The sequence below is a fragment of the Ferdinandcohnia jepli genome, from assembly GCF_047246645.1.
GTDB lineage: Bacteria > Bacillota > Bacilli > Bacillales > Bacillaceae_L > Ferdinandcohnia.
Window position 1 is genome coordinate 1 of record NZ_JBFOKR010000003.1, and the last position, 17,519, is coordinate 17,519.

Genomic DNA, 17,519 nt, shown 5'->3' on the forward strand with positions numbered 1-17,519 from the left:
TGTACTTTAAATTATACAAAAAATACCCTATAGAAAGAGCACTTTTTTTAAGTGTCTATTCTATAGGGTACATTTTATAGTAGGGGTGCTGTTTTTTTTGGAAAGTACATAAGTATAAATGCTATAAATGAATACGCGGTTTCTACCTGCATTGTAGTACCTAAGAAGCATCATGGAGAAAATATTCGGAATAGTTCTTTATATCTATTTAGCATTGGATATTTCATAAGTAGATAGATAGGTGCATACCATTTTAGAAGATTGGTATTATAAAAAACTACAACTTTATCTCACCTAATGCACATCGACAGATACTATTGTATGTAATAACTAGTCCCAAGCTAACTCAAATGAAAAGTAGTAGGCGAAAAATAAGTAAAAATACCTAGTAAATAAAAAAGGATTTTTATAGTTTTTCACGAAACAGTTATATAACCAATCTAATGAGAGGAAATGCTATATGGAGATAGGAAGCAGAATACGATTCTTTCGAATACAAAAAAATATGACGCAAGAAGAGTTAGCAAGCAAGATCATCTCAATCTCTTATCTTTCAAAAATAGAAAATAATCAAACCTCAGCAAGCATAGAAGTACTCGAATTGCTTTGTGATCGATTGGGGATTAAGTTAATTGAGAATGAAGAGTATGTGGAGTTAAAAGAACTGCACGAATGGTATTTTAGCATGATTAACCGAAAGAAAGAGGAAACTGCTAAGTTCTATGAAACATATGAGAAAAATCTTTTCACAAATGATTCTAGAGTAGCAATTCTTTTTGTATTATATGAACTTCGTTATTTCCTTTTTACCCACCAACTTGATCGTGCTGAGGAACAAATAAAAAAAATTGAGTTATTTAAAGATATATTTGATACCAAAATGAGTTACTTTTACGAAAAATTCGTAGCTCAATTTCACTATATGATAAATAAATTCACGGTAGCTGTGGAGCATTATAAAAGATCAGAAGAGATTTTAACGGGAAGTATTCATTTTGAAAACTGGGAAAAGGCTGATTTATATTATTATATTGGTCTTACCTATAACCGAATGGGCAAGCTGGCTTTAAGTATTGTCTATATTCAAAAGGCGCTTTCGATTTATAGATCTCTATATGACTTAACAAGAAGTGCAGAGTGTCAAATCATGTTAGGAATAAGTTATGAAAGAATAGATGAGTTTCAAATGGCAGAAGAAAATTACCATTTAGCTACCAAGGTGGCAGAGAGTATTAGTGATAAAAAACTACTAGGTCTAATACACCATAATCTTGGTATCTTATTTTCTAAGCAAGGGAAATCTCATGAAGCAATCGATGAATTTAAAAAGAGCTTACAATATAAAGAGGATAAAATGATAGCAAGTAAGCTCCGATCTATTCATGGATTAATTGAGGAATATTATCAGTTAGAGGATTTCGAAGCATGTCAAGAATGGTTAAATATGGGGATTGAGCTATTAAAAGAGCATAATACCCTTCGAGAATTTGAAATTCATTTCTTATATTTTAATTACTTATTAAATCAATCTGATAAACTTACAAAATTTCTTGAAAAAGATGCTTTACCTTACTTTGAAGGGTTGGAGCACCACAATCAAGTAGCCTACTATGCTGAAAAACTAGGGAAACTCTATCACGATAATCACAAGTATAAATTAGCAAGCACTTATTATTCAAAAGCAGTCTCATCCTTGAGGATGCAAAGTCATATAAAATAAAAGGAGTGATTGATTTGAAAAAGTTTTTACTATTATTCATGCTTGGTGTAGTAGTTATTTCGGGTTATCAATTATCTGAGGGTGTAACCCCGTCTGCAACAGTAGATAATGATTGGCCAGAAACAGTAGAAAAACAAGTGTAAAACAAAACGTACTGGATATCCAGTACGTTTTTGCTTTTTTGAATGGTATATTGAAATGTACATTATCTAATGAAAGTGATGATAATCAGTTTGATTACGTCTAATTTCATCTACATTGTTTTTAACCTGGCGGGAGTTGATGGTACGTTTTCTCTTTGAAATACGATCAGAAATGAACCCTAACAGGATTAACGATCCAAAAAAGACTAGTAACCAGCCCCATATTGGCATTTTTTCACCCCCATACGATAGACTATGAGGGTGAATGAAAAGAGATGATGGTATTAACAGTTATTTAATAGCAATGTAATAGGATGTTACTTCTTTGGAATAAATGTAAAAATTTCATGAGATTCGAAGCTATCAACTAAACGGTTTAACCAGAAGTAATACTCTAATGCATCTGTTAACTTTACAATATCACTTTTAGCAGCTTCTTTAATTTCTTCACGTACAGTTTCATCCTGTATAAGTGAGTTTAGTTCTGCCAGTGATTTTTCAATAGCAGTTACATTCATGGAAATGCCACTTCGCCATTTTATTGTAAAGAAGTCAATAAAGGTTTGATACCAATCCTCTTCAACCTCGTAAAAATCTTTCCGTTGTCCCTTTTTCCATACCTTGTCCACCATTTTTAATTCCATTAAATTTCGAACGGAAGTACTCATACTTGTTTTACTCATACCAAGCTCAAGCTTCATTTCATCGAGTGTCATTGCTTCGTCATGAAAGTACATAAGCCCCCAAAGTCTTCCTACAGAAGGTGTTACTCCATATAAATTCATATTTTGAGCAATTGCATCAATTACGCGTTCCCTTGCTTTCTCTAGCTTGTCTTTATCCTTATCCTGCAAAATAGATTCACTTCCTAAAATGGTTAATATCTATAGCCTACATATTTGATGAATGAAAGTAAAGTAGAGTAGTCAAAAGGATATTGGAGGAATATGGAGGAATTATAAGCATACATTATATATAGTTTGTACAGTTTTTACTTTACAAACTTTACGGCCGAATATCACGTTATTTCATCTTTGAGTAAAAAGGAAATCATTACTACAATTAAAAGGTCATAGTTATTTCTTCACATATTCAGCTACATATACACCCAAGCTCCTGGTCATTAAGGAGTATGTATTTCAGGTATTCGAACAACAAAACAGGGAATATAGATTATTTCACTAACCGATGATTGAGGTGACAGAATGGAAAATGAAAAACAAATAAAGATAAAGGCCGAAGGTGTAACAAAGATATTTGGTCGACAACAAAAAAAGGTAATCCAGCTACTTAAGGAGGGGAAATCAAAGCAAGAGATTTTAAAAAGTACAGGAGCTACTGTTGGAGTGAATCAGGCAAGCTTCGAAGTCTACGCAGGTGAAATTTTTGTAATTATGGGGTTATCAGGTAGTGGTAAATCAACGCTAGTTAGACTTCTTAATAGATTAATAGAACCCTCAGCGGGACAAATCCTAATTGACGGTAAAGATGTTGTTTCAATGAGTAAGGAAGAAATTCGAAACGTTCGTAGAAAAAAGCTCAGTATGGTTTTCCAACGTTTCGCGTTGTTCCCACATAAAACTGTACTACAGAATACGGAATATGGCTTAGAGATACAAGGTGTCGACAAACAAGAACGTTCCAAAAAAGCAATGGAATCACTAAAACTTGTAGGCTTAGTAGGTTATGAAAACCAATATCCAGATCAATTAAGTGGTGGAATGCAACAACGTGTAGGATTAGCAAGAGCCCTTGCCAATGACCCTGATGTTTTATTAATGGATGAAGCTTTCAGTGCCCTGGATCCGCTGATTCGTAAGGATATGCAAGATGAACTTCTTGAATTACAAGGATCAATGGAAAAAACAATCGTCTTTATTACCCATGATCTTGATGAAGCATTACGAATTGGTGATCGGATAGCCTTAATGAAGGACGGAAACATTGTTCAAATCGGAACTCCTGAAGAGATACTTATGAATCCTTCGAATGAATATGTTGAAAGATTTGTTGAGGATGTTGATTTATCAAAAGTACTTACAGCTGGACATATTGTGAAAAGAGCTGAAACAGTTCAGCTTGATAAAGGGGCAAGGCTGGCCTTGAAAATTATGAAGGACAGCGGGCTGTCTACTGTATATGTAGTAGACAAGCAAAAGAAACTAGTTGGTGTAGTAACAGCTGTTGAAGCATCAAGAGCAGTTGAAAAAAATCTATCATTAGCTGATGTAGTGCAGAAGGATGTCAAAACAGTAGATACAAAGACACTACTAGTAGATTTATTCGATGATGTCTCAAATGCTCAAATTCCTGTAGCCGTTGTTGATGAAGATAACCGATTAAGGGGAATTGTCATACGTGGAGCAGTAATCGGGGCTCTCGCAGGAAATGACACGTACATCAATGATTATCGCTCAGATGATCCACTCCCTCAAAGCGATGAAAGTGAGGCGTTATAAATGGGAGAATTGTTACCAAAGCTACCTTTAGCTGATTGGATTGATACATTTATTGATTGGCTCGTTTTTAATTTTGAATTCTTATTTGAAGGAATTGCTGATGGTCTTGAAGGCTTTGTTGAAGGAATTGTAACTGGACTTGATTTTATCCCTTCAATAATTTTAGCGGTAATCCTAGGGCTAGTAGCTTGGAAGGTTTGTAATTGGAAAATAGCATTATTTACATTTATAGGACTCTTCTTAATTGATAACCTAGGCTATTGGGCCAATATGTTAGAGACAATTGCCCTAGTATTAACTTCTGTAGGTATATCTGTAATTGTCGGAATTCCACTAGGGATTTGGGCTTCTCAAAGTAAGACAGTAGGAAATATTGTGATTCCTGTATTGGACTTCATGCAAACAATGCCTGCATTTGTTTATTTATTACCAGCAATCTTTTTCTTCAATATCGGTGTTGTACCAGGTGTTGTAGCTTCCGTTATATTCGCAATGCCACCAACAATCAGGCTTACCATCCTGGGACTTAACCAAGTACCTAAGGATTTAATAGAAGCAACTGAAGCATTTGGATCAACTACAAAGCAAAGACTCATTAAAATTCAAATTCCATTAGCAATGCCAACTATTATGGCTGGTATTAATCAAAGTATCATGCTTGCATTATCAATGGTTGTAATTGCCTCTATGGTTGGAGCTCCAGGCTTAGGAGCAGATGTTTACCGTGCGGTAACACAACTACAAACGGGAACTGGTTTTGAAGCCGGTCTTGCAATTGTTATTGTCGCAATTATCTTAGACCGGATTACTCAAAATATAGGAAAAAATAAACAAGGGGGAATAGTTTAATGTTTAAAAAAGTAGCAAAAGCATCTTTAGCAATTGGATTAACAATCGGACTAGCAGCATGTGGTGGTACTGATGAAGCAGGAAGTACTGCAGGCTCAGGTTCTGTAGGCGAAAGTGTAGAATACGAGATTATTGGTATCGATCCTGGTGCAGGAATTATGAAAGCAACTGCTTCTGCAATAGAGGAATATGGCTTAGAGGATTGGAGTGTTGTAGAAGGTTCTGGTGCTGCAATGACAGCGGCATTGAAAAAAGCGTATGACAAAGAAGAACCTATCATTATAACAGGATGGACTCCACACTGGAAGTTCGCATCATATGACCTAAAATACTTAGAAGATCCAAAAGGTGTTTATGGTGAAGAAGAAAATATTCATAGTATTGCTCGTCTTGGCTTGAAAGAAGACTTACCTGGGGTATACACTCTATTAGATAACTTCTTCTGGACAGCAGAGGATATGAATACTGTAATGGGTGACATTCAAAAAGGAACAAGCCCTGAGGAGGCTGCAGCAGCATGGGTAGAAGATAATGCTGACAAAGTTTCTGAATGGACTGAAGGTGTAGAAGAAGGTAATGGTGAAGAGGTAAAATTAGCTTATGTTGCATGGGATAGTGAAATTGCAAGTACAAACGTAGTTGCAAAAGTGTTAACTGACCTTGGGTATGAAGTGAAGATGAGTCAAGTAGAAGCAGGTCCAATGTGGACTGGTGTTGCAGATGGTAGTGTTGACGCTCATATCGCTGGCTGGTTACCTGTCACACATGCTGACTACGTAACAAAATTCGAAGGTAAATTCGAAGACCTAGGAGCAAACCTAGAAGGAACAAAAATCGGTTTAGTCGTACCAGCCTATATGGATATTGACTCTATCGAAGACCTTAAAGAATAGTATAACTGTACCAAAATAGTAAAAAATGAATAAAAATCACTGATACCTAAAGCTGTATACTTCTAAACAGGAGTATACAGCTTTTTTATTGTGGGATTAAAAAATATGTTCTGTCTAGGTTAAACTTGTTCCTTTTCAACTTCTGAGGGATTGTTAGATTGCTAAATATGTTTCACAGAGGTGATTGGAGCGCATGGTACGAGACTCCTCGAAAATGCTTTGCATTTTCTTCGTGCGTGGGAAAATTCAAAGGAGCTTCTCAAAGTCCTGCGGGAAAGACATAGGAACGTCTACTAAAAGCCGCCACGTCCTGTGGCTAACGTAGACGTCAGCACATCCTCGAAAATGCTATGCATTTTCTTCGTGCGATGCTTATGCTGCCGGAGCCTTCCTTGTCCTGTGCAAGTCAGGTGAGACCGGGCAGGAGCTTGCGACTTGTCTAGCTTCAGCGGCTAGAAACTCGAGAAATTTCAACTCCTCCGTCAGAGGCAAAAAACGCCTCTTTTGCAAGATAAGAAAGTATAAAATACTTTCTTATCTTATAAGGGCAACTACGGTTCTGACTCGCCTAAAGGCTCGGCAGTCACCGAGTTTTCTTTATCGGAGTCTCCGACGCACAGGATGTGCTAGTGCCCCCATCGCCACAGGACGTGGCGTTATTGGCGGCCAATTTCCTCGTTTCTGATCGAGCCGCTTCAGCATTTCAGTGAGGAGGCTCACGGTCCGCCCGCGGAAAGCGAGTGCCAGGAGCGGAAATCACCAAACTATATAATACGCACTATATAAAAAGCAAATAGAAACCCATCTTTTAGAAAAGAGCCTGAAAATATATAGAAAACAAGTAGATTAACTTTTTATAAGGTAAAGCAATTAGGGAAATAATGACATGTAAGAATGAACTGAAGTATTTAGTTGAAATGGGGAACCTTTTATGAACATAAGTAACTTTTCAATAAAACGGCCAATCTTCACATTGGTTACAATGTTTCTGGTGATTATTTTAGGATTAGTTTCTTTGATGAATATTCCTTTGAAGTTAATCCCTGATATAAATCCTCCTGTGGGAGTTGTAGTTGTCAATTATTACGGAGCAAGCCCAAATGAAGTAGCAGAAAAAGTAACTAAGCCGCTTGAACAAGGTCTTTCTACATTACCTGGATTAAAAACGATGTCCTCCACCTCACGGGAGGGTGCCGCTTTGATATTCCTAGAATTCTCTTGGACAACTCACCTTGATGACATCGAAAATGATATATTAAGTCATATTAATCAGACACCGATTACTGATGATGCTGAAAGACCACGTTTTTTAAAGTTTGATCCTTCACAATTTCCAATTATTCAGTTGTCATTAAGCATGGAAGGGGAAGAGAGAAAACTTCAGGATCTGGCTGAAGAGCTCTCAACTGAGTTAAATAAGGTTGAAGGTGTAGCGAATGTTAATCTTTCCGGAACAATAACAGAGGAAATTAAGGTAGCAATTGACCAGGAAGCATTAGAAGAATTCTTTCTAACACAGTCAGATATCGTAAATATACTCCGTGCAAATTCAATATCTTTACCGGGAAATACAATTGAATCTGAAGGACGGGAACTAACAACAAGAGTTATCTCCACATTAGATTCTCTAGAAGCGATAGAGGATTTAGCAATTACCATCGATCCGTTATCAGGAGAAGAAATTGTCTTATCTGACTTAGCTGAAGTCACACTTGCACCAGCGAATCAAAATACAATTACAAGAGCAAATCAAGAGCCGGCATTATTAGTAAGTGTACTTCAACAATCTGATGCAAATACAGCGATGGTTTCTGAGGCATTTCAAAAGGAATTAAATGAAAAATTAAAACTCGATAAATACAAAGATGTCAAAGCTGATATCTTATTTGACCAAGGGGATTACGTGAAACTAGCTATAGGTAATATTTCCAATACACTGTTATTAGGCGGACTTTTTGCAATGGTAGTGCTCTTTTTCTTCCTAAGAAGCGTAAAGAGCCCACTTATCATTGGTATAGCGATCCCTTATTCTGTCATAGTCACCTTTGTTCTCATGTATTTTTCTGATTTCTCATTAAATATTCTAACATTAGGTGGACTAGCTTTAGGAATTGGAATGCTTGTGGATAACTCTATTGTGGTTATAGAAAACATTTACCGGCATTTATCAATGGGTAAAGACCCGAAGGAAGCTGCTGCAGAAGGAACAAAGGAAATTGCAACAGCAATCATTGCATCTACACTAACAACTGTTGCCGTTTTTCTGCCAGTTGTGTTTATTACAGGTCTAATTGGAGAATTATTCACTGAGTTTGCTGTAACGATTGCATTTAGTTTATTTGCATCTCTAGTTGTTGCGTTAACAGTGGTACCTATGCTTGCAAGTAAGTTTTTGAAAAGACCAGCAGAAAATATAGAAAAGAAACGCCAGGAATCAATGGGAATGAAATTTCTCGAAAGAGCTACGAAGTGGTCGTTACGAAACCGTTTAGTCGTGTTAACAAGTACACTTCTTATACTTGGAGTTAGTTTATTTGGACTTTACGCAGTAGGAACTGAATTTATTCCTAAGAGTGATGAAGGTTTCTTCTCGATTAAAGTTAAGCTTGAAAATGGTATGGCATTAGAAGAGACAGAAAAAACGGTTAGAGCCATTGAACAACAACTTGCAGATGAAAAAGATGTAGACGTGTATGTCAGTCTTATTGGCTCTACACAAGAAGATAGCTTCAGAGGTGGAGGAAGTTCAAATGAAGCTGAAATTTATATCAAGATGCAGGATTTTGACAAACGTGAGCGGTCAACCTTCGAATTTGTGGATGAAATGAAAAGTAAGCTTGAGAAGGCTGCCCATAAGATTCATCCTGATACAGTGGTACGATTTAATTTACAATCCACTTCAGGTTCTACACCTAATACGTTGACATTTCATGTCAAGGATACTAACAAAGATAGGTTAGATGACGCGGTAGATGAAATAGCCAACTCCCTAGGGAATGTGAAAGACATTACTGAATTCTCAACCGATATCTCTAATACAATCGAAGAGGTACAGATTGAAATTGATAAAAATAAAGCATTTGAAGCTGGACTAGCTCCTGCACAAATCGCAGCAACAGTTAATGATGTAACGAGGGGGACAAAAGCAATCCAAATTACTGATAGAGAAAATAATATTTATACAGTTGATGTAAGTTATGATCGTGATTTTACGAAGCGTATAGATGGCCTAAAGGAATTACTGCTAAAGACCCCTACTAATACATTTCTTCGGCTTGAAGAGGTTGCCAACATTGAAATAGGTGAGGGACCATTAACGGTAAGAAGAATTGACCAGCAAAGTGCAGTTCAATTTACAGTGAAATATGCAACTACAACAAATCTAGGTGCAATATCTAATAAGGTTGACTCATTAATTGAAGACTTAGATCTATCTGATGAGACTGAAATTACATTTAGCGGGGATAGGGAATTATTAGAGTCATCAATGGACCAAATGATTCTTGCCTTTGTCTTAGCACTTGTGCTTATATATATTGTTATGGCTGCCCAATTTGAGTCTTTAAAATATCCATTTGTCATTATGTTCACAGTTCCTTTAATGGTTATTGGTGTTGCAGTGGGGCTATATGCAACTGGTACTCCAATTGGAATTACAGCAATCATTGGAATTATTGTGTTAGCGGGAATTGTCGTAAATAACGCAATTGTTATTGTTGATTACATTAATAAACAAAAAGAGAATGGAATGAGTACATATGAAGCGATCATAAATGCTGTTAAAAATCGTACAAGACCTGTCATGATGACTGCCTCAACGACTATACTTGGATTGTTACCCTTGGCGTTTGGGCTTGGTGAAGGATCTGAAATAAATCAACCAATGGGTATCACAGTAATAGGAGGTTTACTAAGTAGTACGCTACTAACGTTATTTATTATCCCGATTGTTTATAGCTTATTTGATAAAGAAACAAGAAAAAAAGCTAAGCCAAGCGCTTAGCTCTGGTTCAAGAATTCTAACACGGGTTCAAATGGCTGTTCATCCTTTGCTGAAAAATAAGCTGCAAAGGGACAGCCATTTTTATTTATACGTTCAACAATTGTTTCAAGTGGAAAGTTTTCAATTGACAGATTTTCATTTACTTCTTCCCAGTACAGAGGAGTTGCAACATATGCTCCTTCATTACCGCGAACGGAGTAAGGAGAAACGATGGTTTTCCCCTCGGCATGTTGAATATAATCAACATACAAACGGTTACCTCGGTTCTTTTTCATACGTTCAATAGTAAAATAGTCAGGTTCCCTTGTAATAAGGTAATTGGCTATAAACTCAGTAAATTGTCTTGTTTGGTCATAGGTAAACGTATTTTCAGGCAAGGGAATATAAATTTGTATGCCCTTGTTTCCTGATGTTTTAACAAAGGTTTTAAGTTTTAATCCATCAAATACTTCCTTTAAAATGGTTGCTGCCTTAATTGCTAACGGGAATGCATCTCTTGATGGAGGATCAAGATCAAAGACAATTTCAGATGGACCCTTAGAATATATGGTTTGAAATGGTATATGAAATTCAAAGGATAATTGATTTCCAAGCCAGGTCAATGTCTTTATATCATTACAGACAATATAATTAATTCCCTCATTCATAGAAGTTTTAATAAAGTCAGGTGCATAGTCAGGACAGTTCTTCTGGTAAAAAGATTCGCCGTACATCCCATGTGGATATCGAATAACAGTAAGTAACCGATCCTTTAAAAAAGGAAGCATATAAGGTGAAACCTCAACTAGATATTGAATATAATCTAGCTTCGTTATCGGTTTATCCTTCCATAAGGGCTTGTCTGGATGGGTTATTTCAATCTCCTTAGGCAGCAAAGGTGTATGCTTAATAAGCTTTTCCCATGTACAGTCTGCCCAACTTAAATCAAGCCGGAATTTCGAAAAACTAGGCTGACGGAGTTGTTCTTTGTAGAGTTCAAGGTAAAATAATTCTACACAAATACCTGGTGTAACTTTGATGAAAGTTGATGTTTCCTCGACTGCATTATTTTGAATTACTTGAAGTAAGGCTTGCCGTTCATCGGATCCTAGACCATGCGAGAAAAGTCCAATTTCATATACAGCCTGATTTCGTAAAACACCAACATGGAAAAAACCATTTTTCTTATCATAACCGATAATAAAAAATGCTCCGACTTGCCAGTTTTTTATTTTGTACCAATTAGTTGTTCGTCTTCCTTCTTCCCAAGTACTATCAATCTTCTTAGCAATAATACCTTCTGCTTTGTGTTCAGTCGCTGACTTCCAAATCTTATCCAACTCTGTTTCAGCACTTATTAATTGAAGTAATTGTGGGTTATCTTGATGTATGTCAGTAGTTAGCTGAAGATCTTCAAATAATGATTTAAGTTCATTCTTTCGGTCGACCCATTTCTTTTGTGTTAGTTTCTGACCTTTGTGTTCAAGAAAATCAAACACTAGAAAGTGAGCCGGCTTTTTAGAAGCGCTTTGGATTATCTTTTCAGAGCTACGCATGCGTCCACGTATCTGAATTGCTTCAAAACTGGCTTTGTAGGGTGATTCAAGTATACATAGCTCGCCATCTAAGACTAACGGTAAATGCTCAGATACCTTCTCTGTAAGTTCTTCACATTGTTTGATGATTTCAGGAAATTGTTCATTTAGAAGATTTCCATTCCTACTAATTAGCTGAATGCTTTTCTCACTCCAATGAAGCATCGCCCGAAATCCATCATATTTAATTTCGTAAACCCAATTAGGACCCGTTGGAGCCTCAAATATTAAGGTAGGTAGCATTGGTTTTAGCATAGTGTCACTCCTAGGGATTTGTTCTAGTTAAGGAATACTAACAAATGAGAGAAAATAGATAAGGTAGAGCAGGAAAGTAGCCTCGAAAAGTAATAATAGAGAAGTGAGGGGATGCAAGAGCCTGAATCATGCCCTCAAAATTGAAAAAGCGAAAAGTGAGGGTACGCAAAAGCGAGAATAGTACCCTCAAAATTGAAAAAGCGAAAAGTAAGGGTATGCAAGAGCAGCTTCTTACCCTAATTTCAAGTTCCCCCAAGAACCTACTAAGAACCAAGCTTTTTGCGTGTTGTTCTTGTCTTCGGTTTTGTGGAGGCTGCTGTGGCAGTTTCTCCACCAGCTGCTGCTGGCTCGGCTTTTTTAGGCTTAGCTGTTTTTGGTGCTTTTGTCCCAGTAGGAGAGGCAGCCGCTTTTTTTGGAGTAGCGGTTTCCTTTCCTTTTGTACGTTCAATACTAGCCTGCAATGCACTCATTAAGTCAACAACATTTGTACGAGGTGCTTCTTTTGATGTTGTTCCTTCATTATTGTTTACCTTCGATTCAATAAGTTCCATTAATGCGGTCCTGTATTCATCCTTGTATTTTTCCGGGTTAAACTCAGTTGTTAATTGATCAATTAGCATAATGGCTGTATCAAGTTCTTTATCATTTAATTCAATGTTTTCAGGTACACCGGGTACTTCTCCTACATTACGAACTTCATCGGGATAATGAATTTTTTCCATTACCAGACTATTTTTATAAACCCGAATGATCGCCATTTGTTGTTTAGAACGTATTGTGATTTCTGCGATTCCTATTTTACCGGACTTTTTAAGTGCTTCTCGGAGCAAGCCGTAAGCCTTGCTACCATTTTCACCTGGCCCCATAAAATAAGAACGACTAAAATAGATGGGGTCAATTTCCTCGAGCTTTACAAAGTCAATGATTTCCACACTTTTGTCTTCATGCTCATCTTTCAATTCCTTTAATTCTTCATCACTTAAAATGACAAACTTTCCCTTTACGTATTCATAACCCTTTACAATATCTGTATTCTCTATATCCTTTTCACAATTTGGGCAAATCTTTTCATATTGTATAGGAGTATTGCACTCTTTATGAAGGTTACGCAGCTTTATATCCTTGTCTTCAGTAGCAGAAAAGAGCTTAATTGGTATATTGACTAAACCAAAGCTAATGGAGCCTTTCCACATTGTATGCATTGGAATTCCTACCTTCTTTTTTATTACTATTCTTGCCTTAGAAGGAATCAGGAATGTTGGTAATGATATCCTATGACAAATTCGTAATAAATTTTTTCATTTACCCCCTCAAACAATCTTGAGATATCGTAAAATGTAAATGAGTCAAACATTACAAAAATTAGAGGTAACTGTAACGGAAAAGTAAGATATGTTACAAACCTTTTGCTTTTGCTAGCAAAAAGAAGTCTTTCGCACTAGTACCTTCGTAATATTTTTCTAAGAAGCCAATGGATGTGAAAAATTGTTATTGAATCTCGTGTCAACCTCTTGCTACTATTAATTGATAGTAAAAAGAGAATTGAGGTGAAACCAGTGCTTAGCCTATTGTTTAAAATTGGAAAAAAGAGAAAGAGCACTCTGGAAGAAACCGTTATCGAGATTCAAAATGGAGATACCAGACTACAAAATAAGCTTATAGAAGATTACAAACCGTTTATTGCAAAGAATGTATCATCTGTTTGTAAACGATATATAAGTGAATCTGATGATGAATTTAGTATTGGTCTTATCGCTTTTAACGAAGCCTTAGAAAAATATTCAACAGAAAAAGGGAGCTCGTTGTTATCCTTTGCTGAGCTTTTGATAAAACGCAGGGTTATTGATTATATTCGTAAGGAAGCAAGGGTACGTACTGTAAACTTTGTCTCCAACGGTGAAAGTGAAGAAGAACCTACGCAATCTAAAATTGAGGCTGCTCTGTCTGTTGAAGACTATCAAAAGAGCATAGAGCAGGAGCATCGAAAAGAAGAAATCCTCCATTTTCATAAGGTGCTAGAGGAATTTGGTTTATCATTTCAAGAGTTGTTAGAGATATCACCGAAGCATGCGGATGCAAGGCAAAACGCTATTTTAGTTTCAAAAGCAGTGGTTGAAAACGATGAATTTTTGGCAACCTTGTTTGAAAAAAAGCAATTACCAATTAAACAAATAGAATCCAAGGTGAAGGTAAGCCGCAAGACTATAGAAAGAAACCGTAAATATATTATTGCAATGGCAATTATTTTATCAGGAGACTATGTGTATTTAAAGGACTATATAAAGGGGGTGCTCTAGAGTTGAAAAAGGGGATCGTTATGGATGTAAACGATGAATATATTACGATGCTGACTCCCGAAGGAGAATTCATAAAAGCTAGACATTCAAAGTCAAGTTATGAAATTGGAGAGGAAACGACCTTTTTTCCTATCAATGAACGTATAAGTGTACCTACAGCTAAACCGAAATTCTTCCAGATGAAAAAAGTGCGATACGCAGTAGCAAGTTCGTTAGTTGCAATATTATTATTATCCTTATTTATTCCACTGTCGTCGCAGAATGAAGTGTATGCTTATATGTCAATTGATATTAATCCAAGCTTTGAGGTTGGCTTTGATGATGAGCTTAAGGTAATAAGTGTTGAACCTCTCAATGATGAAGCACGGAAGCTGTTAGAATCTATCCCAGACTGGAAAAACGCCACACTTGAAGATATTACAGATACAATTATAGAGAAAAGTAAGGAAAGTGGTTATCTGAAAAATGGGAAAGAAGTTGTCATTACGACTGTTGTTAGCGATTCACATAAGGTCCAAGTAGACAAAGAGCTCGAAAAGGACATTGAGGAATTAACTGTTGAGCTTGAAAAAGAAGATATTGCAGTAACTGCGATAGCAAGCACGGTTGAGACTAGAAATGCAGCGAAGGAAAAAGGTGTGTCAACTGGCAAACTGTTAATACAAGAAAATAAACTTCCGAAACCAAAGAAAGAAAAGGCTGCTTCTGATGAAATAGAGAAACCAGCAGAAAAACAAAAGACAGTTGAACCTGCTAAAGAACCAAGTCAAAATGCTAAGAAGAATGTGCAAGAACATATAAATCAAAATGTAAAAGAAAATGCAAATGAAGTTCGAGAAGATTTAAAACAGAAAAAAGAAGAAGTTAAAGAAAAGGTACAAGAAAACATTAAAAATTCCAATATGCCTGATCATGTTAGAGAGAAATTAGAAAAAAAGTTCGAACAAAATAATTGGAAGAAAAACGACAAAAATAACGGCCGGAATGACGATAAAGACAACAGAGGTAACGGCAAAAATAATCGTGGTAAAGACCGAGATGATGATTAATAGTAAAAGCCGAGGAGGTTTCCTCGGCTTTTCGCCATTTTTTATTAAGTTTTTTATTCGCCTCTTAATTGGTGTTGAGCTTGAGAAACCAAACGCTTTGTAATTTCTCCACCTACTGAACCATTTGCTCTTGAAACTGTATCTGAACCGAGTTTAACACCGAATTCCTGTGCAATCTCAAATTTAATTTGATCTAATGCTTGTTCAATTCCAGGTACAAGTAATTTGTTACTACTTCTAGCCATTTATCTCATCTCCTAATTTAAGATAACAACGAATAAAACGTTGTATCAATAGTATTAGGAGATTATTATTTTCCATACTGGTAATGCATACTAAGTTTTTTACAAGATTATTACAAAGTCCTCCTTTTAAAAATGGGAATAATTCTATATGATAGATAAATAAAGATTATAGTACAGTGTTAGGATGAAAATTATGTGGAAAAAACTTAATATCAAATTTAATGATTTAACTCCGGCACAGCTTATATTTGCGTTTTATCTATTAGCTGTAACGGTTTCTGTATTATTACTTAGTTTACCTTTTGCTCATAAGGAAGGTGTCGAAATTTCTTTTATTGATAGACTTTTTACAGCTGCAAGTGCAGTGAGTGTTACAGGTCTATCAGTTATTTCAATAAAGGATAGCTTTAGTGTTGCAGGTATTTTTATTTTAATATTAGTCCTACAGGTTGGCGGTATTGGTGTCATGACGCTTGGCACATTTATATGGTTGATCTTTCGTAGGAAAATTGGGCTCCGTGAGAGACAATTAATCATGGTGGATCAAAACCAGTCACAATTATCTGGACTAGTTAACCTTTTAAAACAAATATTAATCATTATAATTGCCATTGAAGTCTTTGGTAGTCTTATCTTAAGTCTCTACTTCATGCAGTACTTTCCAACTTGGCAAGAGGCATTTATTAATGGCATTTTTGCTGCAGTGAGTGCAACAACTAATGCAGGCTTTGATATAACAGGGAATTCCCTTATCCCATTTGCAAATGATTACTTCGTACAATTTATTACAATCGTTTTAATCATCTTAGGAGCAATAGGATTTCCTGTCTTAGTAGAAATTAAGGATTTTCTTCTACATAAAAAAGGAAGGTACCGCTTCTCTTTATTTACAAAGGTCACAACTGTAACCTTTGCTGCTTTAGTTGTTTTTGGAACGTTGATTATCTTACTATTAGAAGCAAATCACTTTTTTGTAGGGAAAAGCTGGCATGAAACCTTCTTTTATTCATTATTTCAATCCGTTACCACCCGAAGTGCTGGTCTAGCTACTATGGATGTGAATAACTTTTCGGAGTCTACACTGTTATTTTTGTGTGGAATGATGTTTATTGGGGCATCACCTAGTTCTGTAGGTGGTGGTATACGAACAACTACCTTTGCGATAAATATCTTATTTTTATACAATTTCGCAAGAGGAAACAAAACAATCAAGATTTTTAAAAGAGAAATACACGAAGAAGACATTACAAAATCTTTTGTAGTTACGATATTTGCATTCTTTACTTGTTTTGTTTCAGTTTTGCTATTATCAATCACAGAAAGCTTCAGCTTACTTGAAATAGTTTTCGAAGTATCTTCCGCATTTGGAACAACGGGATTATCGATGGGAATTACACCAGACCTTAGTGCCTTTGGAAAAATACTTATTATGGTATTAATGTTTATTGGAAGGGTAGGCATTCTTTCATTTATCTTTATTATTGGTAAAAAAGAAAAAGACGTAAATTACCATTATCCAAAGGAACGATTAATTATCGGTTAATTGTAAAAGCACCCTTCATTGGGTGCTTTTACTCTTTGAAGAAACATTGTGTAACTTTAATCTTTTCCGTAGCTTGTATCTCTAGTAGGGTGCATGAAGGGGACGCCCTTTGGAGCTTTCTTAGATTCGAGTAATTCTCGATTCTCACTTGTATTCCAGCCTATATCATTTGTAGGATGTACCCATTCGTCACCAGCCATTACAGAAGGATCCACTTCATCACTCCAGTTGTTTAGTGGAGAATTCGGTGAGTCATAAAAACTGTCCCCGATGACAACACCGTGCTCATTTACAAAGGGTTCTTGCATTTTAATGCCAGTTCCTTTGAAGGATGGAGCAGCTATTTGATGAGGTTGGGTTTCATCTAATATAGGCGATTGTATCTCTTCATTGTCATTCTTATTAGTAGACATGAAAACACACCTCTCATACGTATTTCTCCTTTATAGTGTTCGCAACATATAAAAATTTATAATAACGGGGAAAAAT

General features: G+C 36.1%; 15 protein-coding genes. 9 read left to right on the forward strand and 6 right to left on the reverse strand.

The window, feature by feature from the left end; all coding sequences use genetic code 11:
- Positions 1–460 precede the first annotated feature (460 nt).
- A complete protein-coding gene (locus tag AB3M96_RS03575; RefSeq protein ID WP_412966202.1) occupies positions 461–1,720 on the forward strand; it encodes a tetratricopeptide repeat protein in 1,260 nt (419 codons plus the stop codon).
- Positions 1,721–1,725: 5 nt separating this feature from the next.
- Positions 1,726–1,863: a hypothetical protein gene (locus AB3M96_RS03580; RefSeq protein ID WP_412966203.1), complete on the forward strand. Its 138-nt coding sequence runs from the start codon at positions 1,726–1,728 to the stop codon at positions 1,861–1,863.
- Between the two features lie 66 nt (positions 1,864–1,929).
- Here AB3M96_RS03580 and AB3M96_RS03585 read toward each other — a convergent pair whose 3' ends face one another.
- Both AB3M96_RS03585 and cudC read right to left on the reverse strand, forming a co-directional pair.
- Positions 1,930–2,094, reverse strand: coding sequence for a hypothetical protein (locus tag AB3M96_RS03585; protein WP_412966204.1), 165 nt, complete (start codon positions 2,092–2,094; stop codon positions 1,930–1,932).
- Between the two features lie 86 nt (positions 2,095–2,180).
- The gene (gene cudC, locus AB3M96_RS03590; RefSeq protein WP_412966205.1) at positions 2,181–2,717 is read right to left on the reverse strand and encodes a choline uptake/conversion transcriptional regulator CudC; all 537 of its coding nucleotides are present in this window, start codon (positions 2,715–2,717) and stop codon (positions 2,181–2,183) included.
- A 351-nt stretch (positions 2,718–3,068) separates the two neighbouring features.
- On the opposite strand from cudC, the gene AB3M96_RS03595 reads away from it, so the two are divergent.
- The 4 genes from AB3M96_RS03595 to AB3M96_RS03610 all read left to right on the forward strand — a co-directional run bounded on the left by AB3M96_RS03595 (position 3,069) and on the right by AB3M96_RS03610 (position 10,067).
- Positions 3,069–4,322 (forward strand): quaternary amine ABC transporter ATP-binding protein, encoded by a 1,254-nt coding sequence (locus AB3M96_RS03595; protein ID WP_412966206.1) that lies wholly within the window; start codon positions 3,069–3,071, stop codon positions 4,320–4,322.
- Positions 4,323–5,171, forward strand: coding sequence for an ABC transporter permease (locus AB3M96_RS03600; protein ID WP_412966207.1), 849 nt, complete (start codon positions 4,323–4,325; stop codon positions 5,169–5,171). It begins immediately after the preceding gene.
- Positions 5,171–6,064, forward strand: a complete 894-nt coding sequence (locus tag AB3M96_RS03605) for a glycine betaine ABC transporter substrate-binding protein (protein ID WP_412966208.1) — start codon at positions 5,171–5,173, stop codon at positions 6,062–6,064. Before AB3M96_RS03600 ends, AB3M96_RS03605 begins: the two co-directional genes overlap by 1 nt.
- 931 nt (positions 6,065–6,995) lie before the next feature.
- Positions 6,996–10,067: an efflux RND transporter permease subunit gene (locus tag AB3M96_RS03610; protein ID WP_412966209.1), complete on the forward strand. Its 3,072-nt coding sequence runs from the start codon at positions 6,996–6,998 to the stop codon at positions 10,065–10,067.
- On the opposite strand, the gene AB3M96_RS03615 is transcribed toward AB3M96_RS03610, so the two are convergent.
- Positions 10,064–11,896 carry a DNA ligase D gene (locus AB3M96_RS03615; RefSeq protein ID WP_412966210.1) on the reverse strand — a complete coding sequence of 611 codons (1,833 nt, stop codon included), beginning with the start codon at positions 11,894–11,896 and terminating at the stop codon, positions 10,064–10,066. The two genes, AB3M96_RS03610 and AB3M96_RS03615, sit on opposite strands and share 4 nt — an antisense overlap.
- A 263-nt stretch (positions 11,897–12,159) precedes the next feature.
- Positions 12,160–13,098, reverse strand: coding sequence for a non-homologous end joining protein Ku (ku, locus tag AB3M96_RS03620; protein WP_412966211.1), 939 nt, complete (start codon positions 13,096–13,098; stop codon positions 12,160–12,162).
- Positions 13,099–13,443: 345 nt separating this feature from the next.
- Between ku and sigI the strand changes: the two genes are divergently transcribed.
- Both sigI and AB3M96_RS03630 read left to right on the forward strand, forming a co-directional pair.
- Positions 13,444–14,193 carry an RNA polymerase sigma factor SigI gene (gene sigI / locus AB3M96_RS03625; RefSeq protein ID WP_412966500.1) on the forward strand — a complete coding sequence of 250 codons (750 nt, stop codon included), beginning with the start codon at positions 13,444–13,446 and terminating at the stop codon, positions 14,191–14,193.
- Positions 14,194–14,195: 2 nt separating this feature from the next.
- Complete coding sequence (locus AB3M96_RS03630) at positions 14,196–15,242, forward strand: anti-sigma factor domain-containing protein (protein WP_412966212.1); 1,047 nt, start codon at positions 14,196–14,198, stop codon at positions 15,240–15,242.
- A gap of 53 nt (positions 15,243–15,295) precedes the next feature.
- Here AB3M96_RS03630 and AB3M96_RS03635 read toward each other — a convergent pair whose 3' ends face one another.
- Complete coding sequence (locus AB3M96_RS03635; protein WP_412966213.1) at positions 15,296–15,487, reverse strand: alpha/beta-type small acid-soluble spore protein; 192 nt, start codon at positions 15,485–15,487, stop codon at positions 15,296–15,298.
- A 184-nt stretch (positions 15,488–15,671) separates the two neighbouring features.
- Between AB3M96_RS03635 and AB3M96_RS03640 the strand changes: the two genes are divergently transcribed.
- Positions 15,672–17,030, forward strand: a complete 1,359-nt coding sequence (locus tag AB3M96_RS03640; protein WP_412966214.1) for a TrkH family potassium uptake protein — start codon at positions 15,672–15,674, stop codon at positions 17,028–17,030.
- A gap of 56 nt (positions 17,031–17,086) precedes the next feature.
- Here the strand turns inward: AB3M96_RS03640 and AB3M96_RS03645 are convergent, their stop codons facing one another.
- Positions 17,087–17,443 carry a DUF3905 domain-containing protein gene (locus tag AB3M96_RS03645; RefSeq protein ID WP_412966215.1) on the reverse strand — a complete coding sequence of 119 codons (357 nt, stop codon included), beginning with the start codon at positions 17,441–17,443 and terminating at the stop codon, positions 17,087–17,089.
- Positions 17,444–17,519 lie beyond the last annotated feature (76 nt).